The following is a 22340-nucleotide window of genomic DNA, read 5'->3' on the forward strand; positions in this document are numbered from 1 at the left end:
AAGAGTGCTAGAATTAAGTCAGACCAAGGGAGGGTTCTTCGATTTGAGTCAACAAGCCCATGTCAAAGTTCATGATAGAGCCATTGTCATCGGGGTCGGTTTAAAGACCGAGCCACTCACCGAAATCAAAGAAAATCTGCTGGAACTGGAAGAGCTCGTCACTGCTGCAGGCGGCGAAGTTGTCGGCTCAATCATCCAGGTTCTGCCCTCTTGGAATCCTGCCACCCTGATCGGATCTGGAAAAGTTGAAGAAGTTGCGGAAATGGTTCGCGACAGCCAAGCCACCATTGTGGTGATGGACCATCAGCTTTCTGGCGTTCAACAAAGAAACTTAGAACAAATAGTTAAAGTGCGTGTGGTGGATCGCAATCAATTGATCCTGGATATTTTCGCCCAACGTGCGCAGACTTTTGAAGGAAAACTTCAAGTGGAGCTTGCACAGTTGCTAGATCAAATGCCCCGCATGGTCGGTGCTTGGCTAGAATCCCTGTCGCGCCAAGGTGGTGGTATCGGAACTCGCGGCCCGGGGGAAACCGCCCTCGAGAATGACCGTCGTCGCATCCGCGAGCGCGTGGCTTTAATTAAAAAGAAACTGGAAGGTGTGCGCCAAAACCGCGCACAACACAGACAGTCCCGTCGACGCCACGAGATTCCATCTTTTGCCCTTATTGGTTATACCAACTCGGGCAAAAGTTCATTGTTGAATCGCCTGACTGGCGCGCAAGTCATGACCAAAAATCAGGTGTTCGCAACACTGGATCCCACAACCCGCAAAATTTTCCTAAACGACGGACCACCCGCAGTCGTGACTGACACCGTGGGATTCATACGTAAACTTCCGACACAGCTCATCGAAGCCTTTAAAGCAACACTTGAAGAATCTGCAGAAGCGGATGTTTTACTTCATGTGGTAGATCTGTCTTCACCCAACATGGAAAGACAAATCGAAGTCGTGGAAGAGTTGATTAAAGAGTTCAACTGGGCTGACAAGAAAATCATCCACGTCTTCAATAAAGTTGATGCGGCTCCAGTCGAGCGCCAGTTCCGAGTTAAACAATACCCACGCGTCTTCGTCAGCGCTCTGACCGGACAGGGCATGGAACAATTGAAAAAACTTATGGCGCAAATGGTGAGCGAAATGCAAACCGATGTGCAGCTTTACTTCCCACGCGCCGAAGAATACAAAATTTTCGATTTAGGTCGCGAAGCGCAGATCAGCAGAAAAGAAACTGCAACTGAAGGCACCGTCTGCTATACACAATTGACACCTTCGCTGATCAACCGCTGGAAAGACTACATCGTAAAATAGTCAAACAGCCCGCCAAAAAAAAAGGCGAGGCCATCCGCATATTTTTAAAATAATCTGGAGCACTGAAGTGACTCAAAACAGGATTCTATTTTAAAGTGTTGCTGGATCAAAATGATGTAACTGTCGAATGTCAGATATAATAATCCCATATCGCGCCCGTATAACGTTGGCAGGGATTTGTAATTGTATGTTCGGTAGCAGTAATTTTACAGTAAATCAAAATCATCTCGGGAAGTATGTTTGCCTGAGCGTTTGGGCAGTCAGCCTGACCTTTTGCTTCTATTACCTGGCAATGGATGTCCCCCTGATTAAGCTCGCGGGCCTCGCCCTTATTGCGATCATTGGAGTCGTTACTACAACTTATTTTACTCCTGAAAAAAACCAGCAGGCAGTCATCATTCAGACTTTGCTGATGTATGCCTCACTGGGAGTTTTAATGACCATTCCTGCGATTATCAACCATGCGATTGCGATGTTATTGATCGTGGCTTTAAATCCGGTGATCTTCCTAAACCGCATGCGGGTGGAGCTTATCTTCGGAAATCTGATTATTTCAATACTGACTTTGATCATCTATCAAATGACAAAACCCCTCAGCTCCGTTCCAATTCTGGAACAACTCTTGGAGTTTTTTATGAAGTTCATGATGATTGTTTTCGTATTCGTCCAGGTCTATGGATTAAGGCTGCTGTATGATCGCAGCCAACCTCAAGACCCCAACTAATCCTGACGCTTTTCCTTAAGACGTTGCTCACGACGAGCCTTACCCTCGTTGTAGCGACGCTTGTCGTCCTCAGTGTTTAATTCCAACCCTGGCACCTCAATTGGCTTACCATTGGCACCCAAGGCTACAAACGTGGTGTAGGCCGTTGCTGTATGAAAGGTTTCGCCGGTTTTTGGATCCTCTGCATCAACACGAACCCCGACTTCCATGGAAGTGCGCGAAGTGTAGTTTACGCTCGCCTTCAAATTAACGACCCAGCCTTTATAAACCGGAGCCACAAAATTGATGCGATCAATAGATGCAGTAACTACGTCTTTATTTGAATGGCGTTGTGCTGCAATCGCTGCGGCGATATCGATCCACGACATGATCGTTCCGCCGAACACCGAGCCCAATGCATTGGTGTGCGATGGAAGAACCAGTTGGGTCATTACAACCTGAGAAAAAGAAACGGGCTTCGAAGATTTAGCCATAGGATGGAGCCTTTCACGAAAGACGCCTTTGTAATCCAAAAAAAAACAAAAGGCACAGCATATTATGCCGTGCCTTTTATACTAAACTCTCTGGGAGTTCAGTCAACGCTTTGGGCGTCTATATTAGATGCCACCCATACCGATGTCGGAGTTACCATTACGGTTCATTCCGCCACCTGGAAGAGTAGTAGCACCTGCTACAGTCGCTGATCCTGCTGGGATCGTTTGCGTCTGGTTATTGTTGTAAGCCTGAGCAGTAGTCGCATTTTGGTTGTTGCTCTCTGCGCGGATTTCGCTTTCCACGAAACCAAGGTGAGGCAAGCACCATACGATCAATTGTGCACGAGATTTCACATTCATCTTTTTGTAGATGTTTGTAAGGTGAAATTTAACTGTTTTTTCAGTTACAAAAAGCTGGTTCGCAACTTCCTTGTTGGACAAGCCTTTAGACACAAGTTCTGCAACTTCTGCCTCTCTATTTGAAAGACCTTTTTGAATCAGGACATCTCTGAGCATCCTTGCTCCCTCCCGCTAATTGTTTTTTATTTTTCTATCTAAACCGTTTGTACCGCCCAGGACTCATGTCCAAAAGCAGCACGACCACCTGTAATAAAGTCTGACATAAATTCTGAGATTCGCAATAGCTTTGGACTCTAGTTTTAAAAAACTAGACCGATAATGAAGTAGATTTTACACAAAATAGACCCTTAGGAGATATTATGTTTCCCAATACGACCAAATTTTTGATCGTTGACGACTTTTCTACAATGCGAAAAATCATCAAAAAGGTTTTAAACGAACTTGGCTACACAAACGTCGAGGAAGCGGACGATGGTAAAACCGCCCTTCCAATGATCCAAGCAGCTCACGACGCAGGTAAGCCATACGAGTTCATTATCTCTGACTGGAATATGCCGGGCATGCAGGGTATCGACCTTTTGAAGGCCTGCAAGGCAGACCCTCGCTTTAAAGCGACGCCATTCATGCTGGTAACAGCTGAGTCCGAGCAAAAACACATCCTTGAAGCAGCAAAAGCCGGAGTTTCCGACTACGTGGTCAAGCCATTCAATTCCCAGACTTTGAAGGGGAAAATGGAACGCGTATGGGCTAAACACGCTGGCACTAAAGCCGCCTAACTGAATGCATTTAAGGAGTATTTGAAATGTCAGCAGCACCGAAAGTGGATGCAATGAATCCACTATTTGACAAGCGTCTTATAAATGCATTCGTCGATGGGGTTATTAAGACCTTAAAGACCATTGCCCAAACTGATGCCACGCCTGGAAAACCATTTATCGAACCGTCATTCGTTTTAAAAGGCGAAATTGCGGGAATGGTGGGTATGGTTGCTCCCCCACTTAAGGGCACTCTTTTGATCTCTTACGGCAAGGATTCCATCTTCCATATTTTGGAGAATATGCTTGGGGAAAAACACACTGAGATTAATAGCGAAGTTCAGGATGCAGTTGGTGAAATGACCAACATGATTTATGGCTCGGCAAAGACGACCCTGAATCAAATGGGCTACAACTTCGAGATGGCAATTCCTACGGTAATTTCTGGTAATTTTAATATTACTCAGGCGGATAAAGGCGCGACTCTGGTCATCCCTTTTAATCTGTCCAATAACTCCACATTCTACGTGGAGATCACGGTGCAATAATGTCAGCCAGCCCTGGAAAAACTGTGGATGTTATCATAGGAAGCCCCTTTCCGGGCTTTCTTGAGACCATTCAATCAGTTCTCAAGGGCTACTACCCGTACATCTTGCAGCAATTCAAAAGCGTCGATGAAATCATCGATGCTTCCTCCAACGCAGAATTCAAACCTATCCTGGCATTGATCGATGGTGCTGGCGGCACGAACTCCACTAATGAGTGGGTTCAGACCACCAAAATGAACTATCCCGACTGCCACTTAATCGTACTTCATTCCTCTGCGCCTCTGGATTTTGGAATCGTTAAAAAGAACGGTGCCGACGAAGTGATGCACATCAATTTTGACCGGGAGTTTATCTCGGATATGGTTTTACAACTGGCACCGATTGAGCTTGAAGGGGAAAACATCCCTATCACTGCTTTGATGCCCGTGGATTTGCGTGACATGGAGCCCAACATCACGTTGAACTTTGATGTCTATGTTCACTTGCCGGCAAATCATAGATCGGTAGTTTTGCGCCACAGTGGTGACGTAATCGAAGAACGCCATGTCGACAAGTTCAAAACCATGCGCCAGCAAATGTACGTCAAGAAAACCCAAATGAAGCAGTTCTTTGAGTTTGCCCGTACGATCATGAGCATGCGTAATATCCCCTTCCCGATCTCTATGACCGAGAAGTTTCATCGCTCTAAAAAGAATATCTATGAGTTTATGCAGCAATTCCTGAACGCAGCCTCTGGTGACTACTCCATGGGTAAGGCGATTCTGGATAAATGCAAAACCATTATCACTGAACTGGAACTGAACAAGACTCTTCCGCAGGCTGAAATCTATGATGAGGTTTGCCGTTACACTGGCAATACTCGTTCGTACTATCACGATGCTTTGTGTATTTCAGCTTTCGCCGCTTATTTTGCGCAGCTTTTGGATTGGCCCGAAGAAAAGCGCGAGTCCGCAGCGATTGCGGGTCTTTTGCACAACATTGGACTTTCCCAGGCTAACTTTTCTGCGACTGAAATTGACGTTGAGAAGCTATCTGGCGAGCAGGCCCATGATTACAAGTTCTATCCTGAGCGCTCAGTGAACATGGTGAAAGCCAAAAAAGTTCCGATCAACCAGGACATTCAAGACGGTATTATGCAACACCGCGAACTGCCTGGCGGCCGTGGCTTTCCCAAAGCTTTGCAAACAGATGACATCACTGCATTTGGTAAACTTTTAAGCATCGCCTATTCATTTCATCAGCTGACTGCTTTGCGCGATCAGGCCTCTGCCCTGGCTCCGCAAATCGCAATGAACAGCATGAAAGACGATGCTATCTCCGGCAACGGTCAATTCGACCTGGTTATGATCAGCACCATCGCCAAAAAATTCAAACCTTAGTTGGGAAATAAAGTCCCGTTCTTAGAGACAACGCGGTAATAGTCTTTGGGTTGTTCATTGGGAATTCCTTGGGCGACATCCAGGCGATCACGTTCGACGTTTTTGATTTTCATATTAGAGCCGTACATTTGCCCTGACATCGTGTAAAACACATTCACGAATTGATAATCTCCGGCACCATCACGCCCCACAAAGACAAAGATATTCTTGAACGAAGTTTTTTCTGCAAGATAAAAAATCTGCGAGGAAATCTGTGTGCCAGAAACCTGTTCCAGTTTCTTGTACAGATCCTCCCAGCCATTCACCATGGGTTTTACTGCCCAAGGGAAGGAGTTGTCTCCACTAGGACCCAAGACTTGGACACCTACAAAGTTGATCTTTGAAAAATCCACGGAAGCTGGAGACTGAGCCCGCAGAGGCAACACAAATAGAAATGAAATCAACAATGCTGCTATTTTCATTTTACTCCTCCTCCACATCATCACCCAAGTCCACGGATACATCGTCCATGGAGCTTGCAGATACCAAAGCACGCAAGTCGGCATTGCCGGTTTTCCAGTTAATTTCGTTGATAACATTTGAAGAAAACAACAGACCTTCATAGGCGTAGGATAAAATCAGCAAGGTCCCCACCACCCAGCGCACTGTGGGACGCTGGGGACGTGGAGTAAACTGAACAACCCGTGTTTCTGCAACCCAGTCAGAAAGATGCGTTCGATCATAACGAAAAAAGGCCAGCGCATAAATCGCCCAGGAGAAAAAGAAGGTCAATCGACTGGTTAAAGGGCGCAACACACACTGTGTGTAAAGCAACTCCTTGCTGGGATCATCTGCAGGAACAACCTTCAGCCCCAACAGCCATTTTCCCGGCGTCGCAGACAACAGCATCAAGGATACTGCCTCATAAAGAGCTGGCACCATAAACAGAACGAACAAGTGAAATACGGAAATCTCGACATCTTCCTGAGTGAACCACACCCGGTAAAACAGGGCCCCAAAAGGCAGGTAGCAAGCCAGCAAAAATACCTGATCCAAAAGCTGGGCAATCAGTCGTTTCCAAGTGCTGGCTACATAGATGTCGTTCATCCTAAATTCCCTAAGCTTTCTTTAAATAATTTTCTAGCCACGAGAGCGCTTGTTTGCGATCTCCCAGTTTTTTTTCCAACTGCAGGTTGTAAGCCTCCTGCAGGCAGACACCAATAGCCGGCCCCTGCAGTTTCCCCTTCAGATCCTCGCCGGTCAAAAAAGGTTTTGGCAGTTCTTCGCCAACGCCACGACATTCATTGAACAAGCTCAGGATACGGTCTTCGAAGTGGCCTTCCTTCATTAAAACATCCAAGGCCCACATGACACCGGGCTTCTGCATTTGCTGCATTTGCAGCCCCAAGCGCTGAGCGAAGAAATTCTCGGGGGCATGCCAGATATTCCAGGCATCTTCGATTCCGCGGCGCTCTTTAGTGGAAAGTTTTAAAAGGTCTATGCTGTTTTGCAGATCATCGGCCGCGGCCTTTCGTAAAAACAGGCTTAAATTCTGCCAGATCTCACAGCCAGGATAACTGGTCCATTCCACATCCATGGCTTTCCAAGGAAAAAGAACCGACTGCAAGCCCGTGTCTTGCATCACCCGCAACCCCAAGGGCACGTTTTGAGATTTAAGCAGCTTACCCATTTCGTCACGCAGCCGTTCCCCGCTGACGGTTTTCACCAGCTCGGCCATTTCCTTCATCGCATCCATGGTTTGCTTTTCGACGGCAAAATCCAATTGCGCCGCAAAGCGAGCCCCACGCAGCAGGCGCAGATGATCTTCAGTAAAACGTTTTTTAGCATCGCCCACGGTGCGCAGGATCTGCTTTTGTAAATCAACCTGCCCGGCAACGAAATCCAGAATCTGATGATTTTTTAGATCATAAAACAAGGCATTCACCGTGAAATCACGGCGTTTGGCATCCTCTTCCGGGGAGGAGAACTCGACATGATCAGGCCGGCGGCCGTCTTTGTAGGTGCCATCATTGCGGAACGTGGCGACCTCGATATCTGCTCCACCGATCAGAACCCGCATCACCCCGAAAACTTTACCCACATTGATGGTTTTTTCGAAGAGCTGCTCAATCTGATCCGGAGTCGCATCAGTGGCGATATCCAAATCATTGGCCTTAAAACCCAATAAAGCATCACGCACACAGCCTCCGGCCAAAAACGCCTTATAGCCTTTGTCGGTTAAACTGTGATAGATTGCCTCGACAGCTGACCAATGGGGATGAGATTGCAAAATGGTGCGAACTTGATCCATGCCTTTAAGTGTACAAAAAAACCGGGTGAAAGAAAGAAATTGTTCGCGTGACGCCTCAGGAGATAAAACCTCTTTTAGATCCTTTCTTAACCGAATTGGGAGTTTCCCACTTCGGTTGGGCGCCATTGCAGAATCCACTAAGTTTTGATTTTTACCGCAGCTGGATTGCCGAAGGCCTGCATGGCGAGATGAAATATCTGGCCGAGCACGCCCCGATCAAGGAAAACCCTCAAAGCAAATGGTCCCGCGCGGAAAGTGCCTTGGTCTTTGCGATGCCGTACTTCCCCCACCCGGAAAAAATGGAAAACTTCCCACTGAAATCCGCCCGGGTCAGCATGTATGCCCAAGGGATCGACTATCACTTCTGGTTTAAAGAGCGCATGCAAAAACTTTGCGTGGAATTAAGCAAGATCTTTCCTGACGAGGAGTTTTTGGCATTTACTGACAGCTCTCCCCTATTGGAAAGGGATCTGGCAAAAAAAGCCGCTTTGGGCTGGGTCGGAAAAAACACCTGCGTGATTCATCCAAAAAAAGGCAGCTTGTTTTTTATCGGTGAAATCGTGACTTCATTAAAGATTGCCACCACGGTGGAGCCCTTGCCCGATTTTTGCGGAACCTGCACCCGCTGCTTGGATATCTGCCCCACGGGAGCCTTGATTGAACCGCGAAAAATGGATGCGCGCAAATGCATCTCTTACCTGACGATTGAATCCCGACAGATACCTGAAGAGTCCTTGCGCGAAAAAATCGGCGATTGGTTTTTTGGCTGTGATTTGTGTCAGACCGTATGCCCTTGGAATCAAAAAGTCTTTAAAGGGCAGCTTTCGGTTGAAAGCAGTTTGACCCTTTCTGCCGACCGCGAAGCCGAGCTCACTGCGGAGTTGCGGTATATTTTGAATAGTTCCGGAAAAAAACTGGGACGGGATTTCCTGGGCACACCACTCGCCCGCGCCGGATCTTTTGGTTTGAAACGCAATGCTTTGATTGTCACCGCGAACCGGAAACTAAAAGAGCTTCAACCTGAGGTCGAAGCCCTGAAAGAGCATGAAAAACTGGGCGAACTTGCGCTCTGGACGCTGAAGCAGCTAGAGACCTAGCTTCTTCAAAAGGTCGTCAATTTCGTTTTGTTTCAATTTTTGTTTTGCAGGTGCGGCCCCTTGAGCATCGACACTGGCTGAAACACTGTCTGAAAATTTACCAGAAACCCAACGTAATCGATCAATAAACGCCTGGGGAATGGTCGTCTTCAGGTTGGCCATAGGCTCATCAATACGGTCCAAAAGAGTGCTTAAAGTTTCAGAACCGTCCAATAAAGTGGCGACACACACATCAAAAAGGCTTTGATTGTCCTGAATTTGCGAAGCCTTGTATCCGACAGCTTTACAAAGCGCTGTGTAGTCAGAAATCAAATGAACCGCGTGATCTGTGGGCGCAGACAAAGCCAGACTCTTTGCTCCCCCCATAATGCGGTCGACACCGTTCCCATATTCGGCCAATTTCTGCACCTGAGAAAAATCGCCTTCAATACCTTCGAGAAGATCTATCAGATCCTCAATCAAGGTCTTTGACTCGCTCACAAAATCTTTTACAATTTCTTTATCAATCGACATTGGTTTAACGATAGCAATCGAGAGGTTTGGAAGCAATGGATTATGTCTCAATTCGCGTGAGCACCCTAAGAGGGGACCAAAAAATTGATTTCAATGCCTACATCAAAATCAATGACAAGATGATCCTCTACCTACGTCGTGGTGACAGTTTTGAAGGTGACCGCCTTAAAAGACTGAAAGAAAAACAACTTCGCAAGATGTACATCCTTACCACCGAAGAGCAAATGTACCGCGGTTACGTGGACCGCAATTTGGATATGGCGTACGACAACTCCTCTGGTAAAGATCTGCAAACTCGGGTTGAGGTTATTCAGGGCGCACAACAATCAAATGCCGAAGAGGTCTTTGAAAATCCTGAAAATGAAACCACTTACAACTATGCTAAAGATGCCGCAGGCAAGTACGTAAGCTTCGTCATGAGCAATCAACAGTCCCTGTCTTCCATCATGAACATGGAGAACACCGACAAGAATATTGCCCATCATGGAGTCACCGTCTCTACCCTGGCAATTGCATTGGCGCAGAAACTGGGAATCACAGATCTTAAGAAAACCCAGCTTCTGACCTTGGGAGCCTTGTTGCATGACTATGGCCACATCCTAACGGGCTTGAATGTAAATCAAAAAGTCGCGGCAATGAATCCAGCTGATAAGTTGCTATGGTGGAAACATCCCACCGAAGGCGCCACCCAAGTACGCGACAAAAAACACTTTGATCAAACCGTGATTAACATCATTGCCCAGCATGAAGAATTGATTGATGGCTCGGGCCCCTTAGGTATGCGTGAAAAAGATATAGATCCCCTGGCGGTGATTGTTTGCTCGGCGAATGCGATTGATCGCCTTATTACCTTTGAAGGTGTCCCTAAAAACGAGGCGGCAAAGAAACTGATGCTAGAGCGCGTAGGTCAGCATCCTTTACAGCATATTCAGCACCTCAGCGACATCATGAAGGGCGTTTAAACTATTGAATGCTACGGGGGCAGCTGATATATCCCTGCCATATACCATAAGAACCAATGTTTAAGGAATGCCCTGTGGATGAATCTCGTATCGTAAATTTGGAAATCAAAGTATCTCACCAGGATGTGGTGATTGAAGAGCTTCACCAGGTGATCTATGAGCAACAGAAAACCATCGACAAGTTGGAAACTCTATTGTCGGGACTGAATAAACGTTTGCAAGACGCCTTAGGCGACGATGCGGAAATCCGCGGACACGAAAAGCCGCCACACTACTAACAAATGCACATAAAAAAAGAGCAGCCTTTGAAGCTGCTCTTTTTAATTAAACACTTGATATAAAACTACTAAGAAGACTTAGCTTGCTTAAAGCGGGTTTTCAAATTGATCGCTGTCAAACGAAGCTCTTCTTCCAAAACCACATCGAACAACTTTTGCGCTGAGATTTTGTATAATCCAGCCAGTTTCCACAAACTTGAAATTGGAGGGGAAGAAACTCCGCGCTCCCAATTAGATACAAATTGTGCAGTTTCATAACCAAGAACCGTGGAAACTTCCTTTTGAGAAAGTCCAGATTTTAAACGACATTCTTTAAGAAAAGCTGCCAATTTATTTTCTTGTGTAGCCATTTTAACATTTCCTCCGATACGTACCGTGTCCACTTCGAACGCTACCAGCGACGCACAATAAAAACAAGCGTTCGATAATTTTTTTTTAATTCAACACTTAACCAAAACCGCGGAAGCGAGCAGAACTTCTATTCTTTTTATCCACTCGTTTATGTTTATAGCAGGCTCAATCTCTTCAAGTGACGCCATTTCCAAGAGCTGCTCCTCTGTATAAATGCGATCTTCAGCAAGCAGATCCAACAACGCGGCCTCATAAATGTCCAATTTTCTTTCTGCAATTTTGACCGAATCTTGATCATATACAAAAGTATATAAACCTTTCTCGCGTTGTAACTTTGTGTTTCCCTCAGGCAGGGCCAAAACTTGAAGACTCGAATTAACAGTTATTTGTTTGCCATAGTTTTTTTCTGATTCAAAAGGTTGAATCTCAAGCCAGGCATGAATCCATTCCCACTGGGTAAGTTCATGGAGAACTTTGTTTTCAGGATACTTCTGACGAATGAACCCACTGAAGTACCGCCAGTGATCTTGCAACAACCAACTACTCCACTCCATTTCTTTTAAATAAAGTTCAAGAGCTGGCTTCAACATCACTCCCAGGTATTGATGAGTTTTCGGAAAAGATCGTTCAAAAGTTCGCATGACTTCTGTATTAAAATCGAAGTTCAAAACTTCAATCTCACTCACTGGATTCAACCAATTCAAAGTTCTTTTCAATTCTTCATCATAAATATTGCGAACAGATGCTGGAATAAAAGCGGAATGCTTTTGCAAAATGAACTCGCAGTCTGCCTGAATATTAAGCAACTGTGCTTTTCGAATCGCACCAACACCAACGACATCGATATCCCTCAAGAGGATCTGTTTTGAAGTTGGAAGTTCACCGTTCCACGGAAAGGACAAAATATTGAGATCATTAGACTTAAACATTACCAATAAGTGTAAATACGGAACCAATACAGAGCAAGATATGCCCGCCATCTAAGCATGACTAGATCAGTCAATTTGCTTTCTGCTTTTGTTATTGACCGCCGTTTTTCTCCATGGAACAAGGGTGCCATGAGATTATTATTTTTCGTCCTCACGCTATTCACCTCGGCGGTTGTCGCTTCTGCGCAAACCGTTGGTGGTACAGTTGCACTTAAGGGACAACAAATGTTCCTTAAGACGGATGATCCATGCAATAACTATCTCGTCGCCTCTAATAATGAGACTGCATTGAATGCACTTATTAAACTAGCTCCTGGTGATGTTATCACTGCTACTGGCAAAAAAAATCCAGCACATTGTACTGTCGCGATCGAAAGTGTCGAGTACGTGGGTTTGCGTCGTTTACTGGGCAACTGGTACTCCAGTGAAGCTGTTATCAATGTTCAGGACTTCAACTCCATGAAGTTTTATGCCGCTCAAAAAATTTCTGAAAACGGCAACACAGTATATAAGTATATTTCTCAAACACCCATTGAATACAGCTACAGCCTGATCCCAAGCGCAGGCAACGAATGGGTTATGTTCCTTTCTGATTCCAAGAGCACCACATTCGGGACTATTCAATTCCACCGTGGATCTGCTGTGCTAAAAATCTATAGATCAGATACTGGTGCTTTAAATAAGACACTGATCCTTTACAGAATGACAACCGGAAAAAATTAATGAGTTGGCTACATCCCACTGACAAGCATCTTCTTTTCACCAAAAATGACAAAGAAGATCCTCGCCTTGGGGAATGCGTACAGCTTCTACCTAAGGGCGAGCCATCATTTGCATCCTTTGATTTTGATTTCGCAGTTCTGGGCTACCCGGACGATGAAGGCATTGGCCTGAACGGTGGCCGCGTAGGCGCTCAAGTCGCTCCGAAAGAAATCCGTACTTTCCTTTACAAAATGACTCCGCACCTTGCAGCCACTCGCCTGCCTAAGATTTTGGATCTGGGTGATCTGGTGAACAAAGAAAAATCTTTGGAAGAGCGTCACGCCAAGGGCCGCGAACTGGTTAGCTCGCTGGTCAAGATGAACAAACACTGGATCTCTTACGGTGGTGGCCATGATTATGGTTACTGCGACAGCACCGCTTTTGCGGAAAATCACAAAGACAATGCCGTGGTGATTAATTTTGATGCCCACATGGATGTTCGCCCGACTGATAAGGGTTTTAACTCCGGCACTCCTTTTCATCGCCTGCTTCAGGAATTTTCCGGCCATGTCGACTTTGCTGAAGTTGGAATTCAAAACCAGTGCAACAGCCAGGCCCATATCGCCTGGGCGAAATCCAAAGGTGCCGAAATCATCACGCTGGATCAGATCAACGAAAAGGGTCTGCTAAATTCCCTGAAGACCTATCTGCACGGCAAAGAACGCAAAAAGATTTTCTTAAGCGTCGACATTGATGCTTTTACCTCCAATGAAGCTCCGGGCTGCTCTCAATCCTGGACCACGGGACTTTTCACCAAAGACTTTTTGGAGTGCCTGCACTGGATGATTCAAAACTTTGATGTGCGTGGGATGGGAATTTACGAAGTCTCCCCGCCATTGGATTCAGACAAACGCACCAGCAAACTGGCGGCTTTGATTTCACATAACTTTATCTTTGGAACCTTAAACAAAGGCTGATTCTATGAATCGCGGTTTTGGCAGCGACAATCATGCGGGAATCCATCCCCGGATTTTGGAATCTTTGAAAGATGCCAATGTCGAACACGCACCCTCCTACGGTACCGACGAGTGGACTGAAGAAGCCTCCCGTTGTTTTAAAAACCACTTTGGCCCTGCAGCCCAGACTTTCTTTGTCTTTAACGGCACCGCTGCCAATGTGACTGCACTGCGCGCAATCACTCGCCCGTGGCAAAGTGTCTTGTGCGCGGATGTTGCACATATCAATGTGGACGAGTGCGGAGCCCCCGAGCAAATGGGTGGATTCAAACTGCAACCCGTTCCTTCTATTGATGGCAAAATTTCTGTTGCCGCCCTGGAGCAACACTTCATCCGTCGCGGTGACCAGCATTTTTCTCAGGCTGCGGTATTAAGTATCACTCAGCCCACGGAACTTGGCACTGTTTACACTTTGGATGAAATGCGCGAGCTGATTCTTTGGGCCCGGGAGCGCAAGCTTTACGTGCATATTGATGGTGCCCGCCTGGCAAACGCAGCAGTTTCTTTGAATAAAACTTTGCAGGAAATCACGACAGACTTAGGCGTCGATGTTGTCAGCTTCGGCGGCACCAAAAATGGATTGCTGATGGGCGAGGCTGTGATTTTTTTGAATAAGTCACTGGCCCATGACTTTAAGTATGTGCGCAAGCAAAGCTCGCAACTCCCCAGCAAGTCGCGCTTTATCGCCTGCCAGTTTATTGAATACTTTAAAAACGATCTTTGGAAAGAAATCGCCAGCAACTCATTGGAACGCGCCCAAGAGCTTTATCACGCGGTCCGGGAAATTCCTGGCCTAGTTGTTCGCACTGAACCCGCCAGCAATGCGGTCTTTGCAAAAATCCCCCAGACTTGGGTTAAACCCCTGCGCGAAAAGTTCTTCTTTTACGTCTGGGATGAAAACACCTTTGAGTGCCGCTGGATGACTTCCTGGGACACTCAAACACAAGATATTACTAATTTTGCCAACGCCATTAAGGAGCTTTCACGATGAAATACCCTTCCGTCCACTATCATGACTATTTGGGAATCGATAAAATTCTGGATGCACAACATCCGGTCAGCGTGAAGTACGGTAAGCCTGCCCATGATGAATTGCTTTTCATCGTGGTTCATCAGGCCTATGAACTTTGGTTCAAACAAATTCTTTTTGAATTGGATTCAGTACTGGCGACCTTCCAGAAACCGAAAGTGGCCGAGGAAGAAATGGGTCAGGCGACTTCACGTCTGGAAAGAATCGTAGCCATTCAAAAACTGATCATGGGTCAAATTGATGTTCTAGAGACCATGACACCTTTAGACTTCCTGGATTTCCGTGACATGCTTTATCCTGCTTCAGGATTCCAAAGCTTTCAGTGGCGCCTGATTGAAACTAAACTGGGATTAAGAATCGGCGACCGCCTGGCTTATAACCAAGCCCCGTTCTGGAAATCTTTAAGCGAAGGTCAGCAGACTGAAATGTTAAAGGTTTTGGATCAACCGTCGTTGTTTGATTCCCTGGAAAAATGGTTGGAGCGCACTCCGTTCCTGCAAGGCGAAAACTTCAACTTCTGGGACTCTTACAAACAGGCTGTGAATAAAATGTTCTCGGAAGATATTGCGATTGTTAAAGCCAATGCCGCGATCCCTGCCGAAGAAAAACAGAAAACCGTGGAAGGACTGGAAAAGTCCCTGCAAAGCTTTGATGCTCTTTTCAATGAAGAAGCTTTCAATAAACTACGCTCTGAAGGCCAGTTCCGTCTATCCTATAAAGCAATGCATGCGGCCCTTTTGATTCAGCTTTACCGTGACCAGCCGATTCTGCAAACACCGTTTAGAATCATCCGCGCACTTTTGGACATCGACGAAAACATGACCAACTGGCGCTACCGTCACGCGATGATGGCCATGCGTATGCTGGGCAATAAAATCGGCACTGGTGGCTCCAGCGGGCACCAATACCTGGCCGCAGCAACCGCCAAGCACAAGATTTTCAGCGATTTCTTTAACCTAACGACATTTTTTATCCCAAGAAGTCAGATCCCGGCCTTGCCAAAATCGATTTCAGACCGAATGTCATTCCATTACGAATAATCAGGGAGTTTACAAATGGCAAAACAAGTACAGGCTTTTAATGCGGAAATTAAACAGCTATTGGATATCGTTATCCACTCGCTTTACTCACATAAAGAGATCTTTTTGCGTGAGTTGGTATCAAATGCCTCTGACGCTATCGATAAATTGAAATTCCAGTCCTTAACTCACCAAAGCCTGCTGCCTGCAGACTGGTCGGCGGAAATCCGTTTGGAAGGTGATAAAAATCAAAACACTTTGAAAATCATCGATAACGGTATCGGTATGGACCAGGAAGAAGTGGTTCAGTTTATCGGGACCATCGCCCGCTCTGGCGCTAAAGCCTTCATGCAAATGAATGAAGAAATGCGCAACAAGCCTGAGCTTATCGGCCAGTTCGGTGTGGGTTTTTATTCTGCATTCATGGTGGCTGATAAGGTGACTTTGCACACCCAAAAAGCCGGCACGAATGAAGGTGTTGTGTGGGAATCCACAGGCGACGGTACTTATTCCATCGACTCTGTTCCTCGCCCAGGTGGCACAGGGACAACGATCACTTTGCATTTGAAGAAATTTGCTGAAGAAGAGGAAGTTCAAGACTTCACCGACGCTTGGGTTTTGAAATCTTTGGTTAAGAAATATTCTGACTTTGTCGCCCATCCAATTAAGATGAAAAACGACAAAGGCGAAGACGAGACTTTGAATTCGCAAAAAGCGATCTGGTTGAAAAATCCGTCTGAAGTGACTAAAGAAGACCACAAGGAATTCTATCAGCACTTGTCCCATGACTTTAACGAGCCTTTGAAAACCATCCACTACCGTGCCGAGGGCACTATGGAATTCAACGCTCTGATGTACATCCCAGGCAAACGCCCTTGGAACTTCAACAACCGCGAGATGGAATACGGCCTAAGCCTTTATATCAAGCGCGTGTTCATCATGGCTGATTGCAAAGAATTGCTTCCGCAATACCTGCGCTTCATCAAAGGCTTGGTGGACAGCTCTGATCTTTCATTGAACGTGTCCCGTGAGATCTTACAACAAGACCGTCAGGTTTCAGCAATTCGCAAGAACGTGACGAACAAGATCCTTAGTGGCCTGAAAGATCTTTTGAACAAAGAGCGTACCGAGTACGAAAACTTCTGGACTGAATTTGGTTCGACTTTCAAAGAAGGTCTGCCAGTGGATCCAACTAATAAAGATAAAATCCAGGAGCTGTGCCTATTCCACTCGACAGCATCTGATAAAATGACGACTTTGGATGAGTACGTAGCTCGCATGAAGCCAGAACAAAAAGATGTCTATTACATCACTGGCGACTCATTGGCTCAGGTTGCGAACTCCCCTTATCTTGAGAAATTGAAAGAAAAGGGCTTTGAAGTTCTGTTGATGGTGGATCCGGTGGACGAGTGGGTTGTGAACGCAATCAGCACGTTCAAGGACAAGAAACTACAGTCTATTACGGCTGAAGGCTTGAACCTGGACACTGAGGAAGAGAAAAAACAAAAAGAAGAAGAGTTGAAAGAGGCCGCTGCCACTTTGCAACCTTTGATGGATACCATGAAGAAGACTTTGGAAGCCCAAGTTAAGGACGTTGTTTTGTCAGAGCGCCTGACGAACACTCCGGTGTGTCTGGTTTCTTCTGCTCACGATCCATCCGCTCACATGCAAAAACTGATGGCGCAAATGGGCCAGGAGTACAACCAACCGGTGAAGCGCGTGATGGAAATCAATGCGAAACATCCGCTCTTTGCAAAAATGTTGAAAGCATCCCCGGATCAACAGGCGAAATGGTCCGAGATCCTTTATGCTCAAGCATTATTGAACGAAGGTTCCTCTATTCCAGATCCAGTGAAATTCAGCCAGCAGGTTGCTGAATTGATGATCTCTGCGGTTCACTAAGTACGGACTTAATTTTCGTGCACATTTAAAATCCCTGGGCAAAACCCGGGGATTTTTTTTAATGCATCATCAATACTTCAAGGATTCCCAAAGAATAAATGTTCGACTGGCCGACATAGGACTTTAGCAGTTGCTCGACGGAGCCCTGTTGAAGTTTTGATGTGGTCAGCGACATCTCAAAGTCTGCCGGAATGACCTGCATCTCTGTCACTCCATACAATGTCGTGTGGAGCTTCCCTGTCGCCGTATCCAAATAGAACAAGTCCGACGACATCGCTCCTAAATTGGGATCGTAGGCATTCAGATAGTATCTGGAGCCGATGCGCTTCATGCTTTTCACCAAAAGCGCATGACCGATATTGGTTTTCTTACCGTTCATGTGAACCCGGAAATAAATAGTAAAATTCAATCCGTTTTCACCTAAGAGTCGCAACGACTCCATGTCTTTAACTTCGCTGACTCGATTTGATTTAAAATAAGTCGCTATTGCCGATGACATCGAGGAGTAGGTTTTTACATGGTATTCGTAAATCAGACTTCTGACCGCGGCAGGAGTTGCAAGCTGAATCAACTCTGAAGCATTCCTGACTCCTGGGAAGTAAACCAGCTTTTGCTGAAACAAAAGATCCTGGATTAAGACCAGATACTGCGCAGAAGTTAAAGGAGCAGCTTCGGGAAGAAACTTTGCACGCTCAAACAGGCCTTTTTGAAAATCGACGAATCCATAGCACGATGGCTGCGCTGGATCGTCGTTCAACAACGGAATGATATTATTCTGAGCAACGTCAGTTACAGCAGAAAGCATCTGTTCATCCACAACAAGAAACATTCCTAAATTCTGGGTCGTTGCCCTACGGTCCCTTTCGTACAAGACCGGTACCGCGATAGCGTTTTTAAAAACGACACCGTGATCACCCGCTGCTACATTATCAGAAACAAGTATTCCGATGGGCTGATTATTAAATAACAATTCCGAGCCAACAACTGTTAGTTGCGACGAGGATAGGTGCAACTCGGTACGGTTGTACTTGTCCTTTCTGGTTGCACCAGCAGAATCTATCCGCACTTTGGCAACCACACCATCCCCCTTTGCATGAAAGGACCAGTCCCTAATAGAAAAGCCTTCGCCGTAATCGGCAAGAATTGAACTAGTTCCCAGGTTCACAACCTGCAGGTTTCGCTTGCCGTTTACGAACTCCATAAGTTCAATTTGGGTCAGTCGTGGTTGAAGATATGCCATGGACTTTAAGAAGCGCAATGCAATGACCTGATCGCTGGAGGGTAACTGATTGATATTGTTCTTCACCAGAACAAACCCAAGAATCTGTTCTGCAGCTCCACCGCCGAAAAGTGCTTTCTTAAATTCAGGAACTGCTTTTTCGATTTTATCCAGGACAGAGGAATACTTCACAACGATTTCTAGGTTTTTATTTGCAAGACCCAAGTCGTTATACGACGGGCCGACGAAACCTTTTGCTTTAAGTCGTGCCAGGACATTATTGGGTGAATCCAAAAGATTTGAATCCAAATTCAAATTACTAAGAATGACGGCGATACCCTCTGCACAATTTTTGCGCAGGAAAGAGTACTCGCCCATTTTGCGCTGACTGACCAGGGTCATTATTCTTTGCAGAATCAGGGACCGCTGGGCATTGGACAAAATAATTTCTGTGGATTGTAAATCACGGTTTTGTCTTATGTTCATTTCATATTGAACACTGATAAAGCTTTCCAAAACTGCCACTCGGGTGTAGTTCTCCCCGATTCCCAATCCTTTTAGGATATTGATTTTTGAACTTACGTCCGCCACCAACTCCAACACCAGATCATTGGGATGGGGTTTACCGTGAAACCCCAGACGCAAATACGAGTGTCCAAATGCTGATTGCCCCAGGCCCTTGCCTGCCGCAACCAGGTAATAGATCTTTTTAACGTCACGCAAATCAGGCGCGCCTGAAGCCTGCGCAACCGGTGCGAATACAAACAATCCAAATCCACAAATAAAAATCTTTAGAAGCGAAGATAGCATTTTCATAGACGCACCTTTGTTGGCTATTGCTGAAGAGCCTTCATCAAATTACGCATAGTCAGATCAGACAAACCGGCAGCCACTGCTTTAACGTGTTCAAACTCCAGACCATTGCTTTTTGCAATCTGTCCCAGAACAACTGGCTGCGCAACGCCATCAGCTTCCGCAGCAAGGCGATCTGAGGCTTCCAATGAATTTAGATCCAAAGACTGACCATATATAACGATCGTTGGAAAGAACGTCGTGGAAAATGGAAGAAAGCAATCAAACAGAGTTCCGTTAGGACTGCGGATAACACAGTGAGGACTAGCCTCCCCGTTTACGATAAGCGCTTGCGCTTGTGTTGTTCCGACCAAAACAAATAAAGACAAAATCCACTTACTCATAAGTACTCCTTTTAAACGGTTATTCCGTTGGTTTGACGCAAGCTAACAGATTGATCACGCAAACTTCGACCGACGAATACTGACGAATTTAGATTCTTGTTCCGTTTGTAAAGACTTTGCGCAGGTAATTTTTTCCACGCCCTAAGCCACTGATATTACAGCTGATATTTCCGTAGGAATTCGTCAGTGGAGGATCGACTTTAGCAGAACTATCTTTCACCCAGTTTCAGACAAGGAGTATCCCGTGAAACAACTGCTACTTATAATTACGATCACCGTCCTTGCCATTTTCGCATTAAAACATCAGTCGAAAGAAGCAGAACCAGTGATTCTTAAAACCACAGTATTGGGTCTCTCAAATCAAGTGCGTACCCCAAAAACTTTAAAAGTCATATTACCAGCTGTTGAGCTTCCCGAAGCTCCTCCGGTTGCCGCCATCACTGAGGAGCTGCACTCCGCTCAGGCACTAGTTGAAAAAGAGATGGCGATACTCTACTCCCTTAATATTGATTGGAAGGAGCATGAGCTTAACCTCATCGAGAAACTTCAGGACTTTCCACAAAATGAAATTGACGATCTGGGTGTGATCGCGGTGAATGCAGATTCTAACAATGACAGAAGAACCCTGGCCGTTCATTTGCTTTCATTGGCGGGGCAACGTGCTTCTTCAGCGCTTTACCAAATAGCACAGAGCCCGTTGCCTGAATTGAGCAACAACGACCCTCATTCATCCGCTGCCCTTGTTTACGACTATGAGATGTCCCTGCGTGGTAGTGCCATGGCAGCTTTGGATGCCTTGTCAACGGAGACGCCCGAACAGGTTCAAAAGAATATGCTGCAGATTTTGACAATGCAAAGTTCCCCGACCCTTAAGCACTTCGCACGCATCAGTCTTATGGGAATCCAGCAAGGACGCCCAGGGAAATTGGCGCGCTACCACGACAACAATCAACTTTAATACCGGGAGACGACTATGAGACCACTATCAACTTTTTTGTGCGCATTCGTATTGTCACTTTCTCTAAATACCTGGGCCCAATCCTCCGATTGTGTCGATAAAACTCAGGCAGACATCGTACTGAAGGACTTTAAATTTTACGGAGATCAACAGTATCTGAAACTTTGCGATAGCAACGATGTCGCGACTCAAACGATTAAGTCACTTATCTTTCTGAAAGACCTGAAACTTAATAAAGCGGCCAAAGGTTATAGAATGGGTATCGCAGGTGCACGTCCCTATGACTATGTTAAAAAAAGAGTTTCAATTTTTATCCTCGAGAATCAGTGTGATCGTGGTACCGGGGCCTTCGTACGTCTTGACGAGAAACGTACCGTACATCTTTGTCCTGGTCAGATGGATGCTTTTTGGCGCGCTTCGTTGGTCATTCACGAAGCCCGTCACTTGGATGACGATGGACATGCCCATACAGAATGCCGAAGAGGTACGTTCGCATTGAATCCTGGCAACCAAAGCTGTGATCTGAGTTACGATGATCAAGGTGCCTACGCTGTGATGACAGAATTCTATAGTCAGATCGCTAATACAGAAGCAGTAAACCCAGCTATAAGAAAGCTTGGAAAAAGCCTGTTCATGAACTTCGTGATAGAGCGTTTTAACTTTTTACCCGGTGATCTGAAAGACGGAGCATTTTTGACAGACCTTAACAATCGAATTTCCTTCTTTGAAGGTAGCAACAGAAAGATCACTGAAATTCCGTCTGACAGTATTGTTGTCAACGAAAGACCTGCTACCATCCTTGGTGCGGCTACGTCCAAGGATTTAACCTGCATAACCTCCGCGACAAAGTTCAAATGCATAGACCCTTTTGATGCAAAAAAAGTATTTACAATGCAATGGTCGCAAATCAGACCGCATTCAATGTTTGAAAGCTTCAACAGTCGCGGCGAACTTACAATCACCATTACAGACCATCAGGGACGAAGTGCAGAATTGCCAACGGACTTTGAAAACCTTAAAGACATGCGCGAATCTGATTTTGCATTTAAGTCCAACAAAAAGGGCGTTCTTAAAGTTCAGTCCTACATGCCCTACATCTATCGTGGTACCTACAGCCTGACTCTACGGAAAGATGGAAGCGTGTTGATTAAAAATGGCGCATTAGTCACTCCGATACCGGGCAACCAGAAATACAAGGACATCGAAGGACCCGTGGTGTGGTCACCGACTCTGCAGGCCCTATAGAACCCAGCTGTCTAAGCTTTAGACATAGGGCTAACAAAAGAGCAGCGGGTGTTTCCCTGCTCTTTCCTAGGGCCCCTAATAGAGG

25 protein-coding genes are annotated in these 22340 nt (G+C 45.9%); 15 read left to right on the forward strand and 10 right to left on the reverse strand.

The window, feature by feature from the left end:
* Nucleotides 1-43: 43 nt before the first annotated feature.
* Both hflX and ACLVWU_RS10410 read left to right on the forward strand, forming a co-directional pair.
* Nucleotides 44-1309, forward strand: a complete 1266-nt coding sequence (hflX, locus tag ACLVWU_RS10405; protein WP_413574630.1) for a GTPase HflX — start codon at nucleotides 44-46, stop codon at nucleotides 1307-1309.
* A gap of 187 nt (nucleotides 1310-1496) precedes the next feature.
* Complete coding sequence (locus ACLVWU_RS10410; protein WP_413574631.1) at nucleotides 1497-2033, forward strand: hypothetical protein; 537 nt, start codon at nucleotides 1497-1499, stop codon at nucleotides 2031-2033.
* Here the strand turns inward: ACLVWU_RS10410 and ACLVWU_RS10415 are convergent.
* Together ACLVWU_RS10415 and ACLVWU_RS10420 are read right to left on the reverse strand one after the other, a co-directional pair.
* Nucleotides 2030-2506, reverse strand: a complete 477-nt coding sequence (locus tag ACLVWU_RS10415) for an acyl-CoA thioesterase (protein WP_413574632.1) — start codon at nucleotides 2504-2506, stop codon at nucleotides 2030-2032. The two genes, ACLVWU_RS10410 and ACLVWU_RS10415, sit on opposite strands and share 4 nt — an antisense overlap.
* Nucleotides 2507-2629: 123 nt before the next feature.
* Complete coding sequence (locus ACLVWU_RS10420) at nucleotides 2630-3022, reverse strand: helix-turn-helix domain-containing protein (protein WP_413574633.1); 393 nt, start codon at nucleotides 3020-3022, stop codon at nucleotides 2630-2632.
* A gap of 203 nt (nucleotides 3023-3225) precedes the next feature.
* On the opposite strand from ACLVWU_RS10420, the gene ACLVWU_RS10425 reads away from it, so the two are divergent.
* The 3 genes from ACLVWU_RS10425 to ACLVWU_RS10435 are packed head-to-tail and all read left to right on the forward strand — an operon-like array spanning nucleotide 3226 to nucleotide 5548.
* Nucleotides 3226-3642, forward strand: coding sequence for a response regulator (locus ACLVWU_RS10425; RefSeq protein ID WP_413574634.1), 417 nt, complete (start codon nucleotides 3226-3228; stop codon nucleotides 3640-3642).
* Between the two features lie 26 nt (nucleotides 3643-3668).
* Nucleotides 3669-4169, forward strand: a complete 501-nt coding sequence (locus tag ACLVWU_RS10430) for a chemotaxis protein CheX (protein ID WP_413574635.1) — start codon at nucleotides 3669-3671, stop codon at nucleotides 4167-4169.
* Nucleotides 4169-5548, forward strand: coding sequence for an HD-GYP domain-containing protein (locus ACLVWU_RS10435; RefSeq protein WP_413574636.1), 1380 nt, complete (start codon nucleotides 4169-4171; stop codon nucleotides 5546-5548). Before ACLVWU_RS10430 ends, ACLVWU_RS10435 begins: the two co-directional genes overlap by 1 nt.
* Here ACLVWU_RS10435 and ACLVWU_RS10440 read toward each other — a convergent pair.
* Genes ACLVWU_RS10440 through ACLVWU_RS10450 form a run of 3 tightly spaced genes read right to left on the reverse strand, consistent with a single transcriptional unit; the run spans nucleotide 5545 to nucleotide 7838 of the window.
* Nucleotides 5545-6009, reverse strand: a complete 465-nt coding sequence (locus ACLVWU_RS10440) for a hypothetical protein (RefSeq protein WP_413574637.1) — start codon at nucleotides 6007-6009, stop codon at nucleotides 5545-5547. The genes ACLVWU_RS10435 and ACLVWU_RS10440 overlap by 4 nt on opposite strands.
* Nucleotide 6010: 1 nt before the next feature.
* Nucleotides 6011-6634, reverse strand: coding sequence for an RDD family protein (locus ACLVWU_RS10445; protein ID WP_413574638.1), 624 nt, complete (start codon nucleotides 6632-6634; stop codon nucleotides 6011-6013).
* A gap of 10 nt (nucleotides 6635-6644) precedes the next feature.
* A complete protein-coding gene (locus ACLVWU_RS10450; protein ID WP_413574639.1) occupies nucleotides 6645-7838 on the reverse strand; it encodes a CCA tRNA nucleotidyltransferase in 1194 nt (397 codons plus the stop codon).
* A gap of 47 nt (nucleotides 7839-7885) precedes the next feature.
* Here ACLVWU_RS10450 and queG point away from each other — a divergent pair, with 47 nt between their 5' ends.
* On the forward strand, nucleotides 7886-8935 hold the full coding sequence (gene queG / locus ACLVWU_RS10455) for a tRNA epoxyqueuosine(34) reductase QueG (RefSeq protein ID WP_413574640.1): 1050 nt from the start codon (nucleotides 7886-7888) through the stop codon (nucleotides 8933-8935).
* Here queG and ACLVWU_RS10460 read toward each other — a convergent pair.
* Nucleotides 8924-9415: a hypothetical protein gene (locus ACLVWU_RS10460; protein WP_413574641.1), complete on the reverse strand. Its 492-nt coding sequence runs from the start codon at nucleotides 9413-9415 to the stop codon at nucleotides 8924-8926. The genes queG and ACLVWU_RS10460 overlap by 12 nt on opposite strands.
* 68 nt (nucleotides 9416-9483) lie before the next feature.
* Here ACLVWU_RS10460 and ACLVWU_RS10465 point away from each other — a divergent pair, with 68 nt between their 5' ends.
* Both ACLVWU_RS10465 and ACLVWU_RS10470 read left to right on the forward strand, forming a co-directional pair.
* Nucleotides 9484-10410, forward strand: a complete 927-nt coding sequence (locus ACLVWU_RS10465; protein ID WP_413574642.1) for an HD-GYP domain-containing protein — start codon at nucleotides 9484-9486, stop codon at nucleotides 10408-10410.
* A 56-nt stretch (nucleotides 10411-10466) separates the two neighbouring features.
* On the forward strand, nucleotides 10467-10688 hold the full coding sequence (locus ACLVWU_RS10470; RefSeq protein WP_413574643.1) for a SlyX family protein: 222 nt from the start codon (nucleotides 10467-10469) through the stop codon (nucleotides 10686-10688).
* A gap of 68 nt (nucleotides 10689-10756) precedes the next feature.
* Here the strand turns inward: ACLVWU_RS10470 and ACLVWU_RS10475 are convergent, their stop codons facing one another.
* On the reverse strand, nucleotides 10757-11038 hold the full coding sequence (locus ACLVWU_RS10475; protein WP_340597225.1) for a helix-turn-helix transcriptional regulator: 282 nt from the start codon (nucleotides 11036-11038) through the stop codon (nucleotides 10757-10759).
* Nucleotides 11039-11128: 90 nt separating this feature from the next.
* Nucleotides 11129-11968: a hypothetical protein gene (locus ACLVWU_RS10480; RefSeq protein WP_413574644.1), complete on the reverse strand. Its 840-nt coding sequence runs from the start codon at nucleotides 11966-11968 to the stop codon at nucleotides 11129-11131.
* 129 nt (nucleotides 11969-12097) lie between these two features.
* Here ACLVWU_RS10480 and ACLVWU_RS10485 point away from each other — a divergent pair, with 129 nt between their 5' ends.
* From ACLVWU_RS10485 to htpG, 5 genes are read left to right on the forward strand one after another with little or no spacing between them, the layout of a single operon-like run.
* Nucleotides 12098-12691 carry a hypothetical protein gene (locus ACLVWU_RS10485; protein ID WP_413574645.1) on the forward strand — a complete coding sequence of 198 codons (594 nt, stop codon included), beginning with the start codon at nucleotides 12098-12100 and terminating at the stop codon, nucleotides 12689-12691.
* Nucleotides 12691-13647, forward strand: coding sequence for a formimidoylglutamase (locus ACLVWU_RS10490; protein ID WP_413574646.1), 957 nt, complete (start codon nucleotides 12691-12693; stop codon nucleotides 13645-13647). Before ACLVWU_RS10485 ends, ACLVWU_RS10490 begins: the two co-directional genes overlap by 1 nt.
* Before the next feature lie 4 nt (nucleotides 13648-13651).
* Nucleotides 13652-14677: a threonine aldolase family protein gene (locus tag ACLVWU_RS10495; protein WP_413574647.1), complete on the forward strand. Its 1026-nt coding sequence runs from the start codon at nucleotides 13652-13654 to the stop codon at nucleotides 14675-14677.
* Nucleotides 14674-15756: a tryptophan 2,3-dioxygenase family protein gene (locus ACLVWU_RS10500; RefSeq protein ID WP_413574648.1), complete on the forward strand. Its 1083-nt coding sequence runs from the start codon at nucleotides 14674-14676 to the stop codon at nucleotides 15754-15756. Before ACLVWU_RS10495 ends, ACLVWU_RS10500 begins: the two co-directional genes overlap by 4 nt.
* 15 nt (nucleotides 15757-15771) lie before the next feature.
* Nucleotides 15772-17637, forward strand: a complete 1866-nt coding sequence (gene htpG / locus ACLVWU_RS10505; protein WP_413574649.1) for a molecular chaperone HtpG — start codon at nucleotides 15772-15774, stop codon at nucleotides 17635-17637.
* A gap of 58 nt (nucleotides 17638-17695) precedes the next feature.
* Here htpG and ACLVWU_RS10510 read toward each other — a convergent pair whose 3' ends face one another.
* Together ACLVWU_RS10510 and ACLVWU_RS10515 are read right to left on the reverse strand one after the other, a co-directional pair.
* Nucleotides 17696-19672 carry a DUF4105 domain-containing protein gene (locus ACLVWU_RS10510; RefSeq protein ID WP_413574650.1) on the reverse strand — a complete coding sequence of 659 codons (1977 nt, stop codon included), beginning with the start codon at nucleotides 19670-19672 and terminating at the stop codon, nucleotides 17696-17698.
* A 17-nt stretch (nucleotides 19673-19689) separates the two neighbouring features.
* Nucleotides 19690-20052 carry a hypothetical protein gene (locus ACLVWU_RS10515; protein ID WP_413574651.1) on the reverse strand — a complete coding sequence of 121 codons (363 nt, stop codon included), beginning with the start codon at nucleotides 20050-20052 and terminating at the stop codon, nucleotides 19690-19692.
* A 244-nt stretch (nucleotides 20053-20296) separates the two neighbouring features.
* Here ACLVWU_RS10515 and ACLVWU_RS10520 point away from each other — a divergent pair, with 244 nt between their 5' ends.
* Together ACLVWU_RS10520 and ACLVWU_RS10525 are read left to right on the forward strand one after the other, a co-directional pair.
* On the forward strand, nucleotides 20297-21010 hold the full coding sequence (locus ACLVWU_RS10520; protein ID WP_413574652.1) for a hypothetical protein: 714 nt from the start codon (nucleotides 20297-20299) through the stop codon (nucleotides 21008-21010).
* 15 nt (nucleotides 21011-21025) lie between these two features.
* Entirely contained in the window at nucleotides 21026-22255 is a 1230-nt protein-coding gene (locus ACLVWU_RS10525) for a hypothetical protein (protein ID WP_413574653.1), read from the forward strand.
* Nucleotides 22256-22340: the final 85 nt, after the last annotated feature.

Origin of the sequence: Bdellovibrio sp. HCB290 (genome assembly GCF_047305925.1) — a bacterium.
Classification (GTDB): Bacteria; Bdellovibrionota; Bdellovibrionia; order Bdellovibrionales; family Bdellovibrionaceae; genus Bdellovibrio.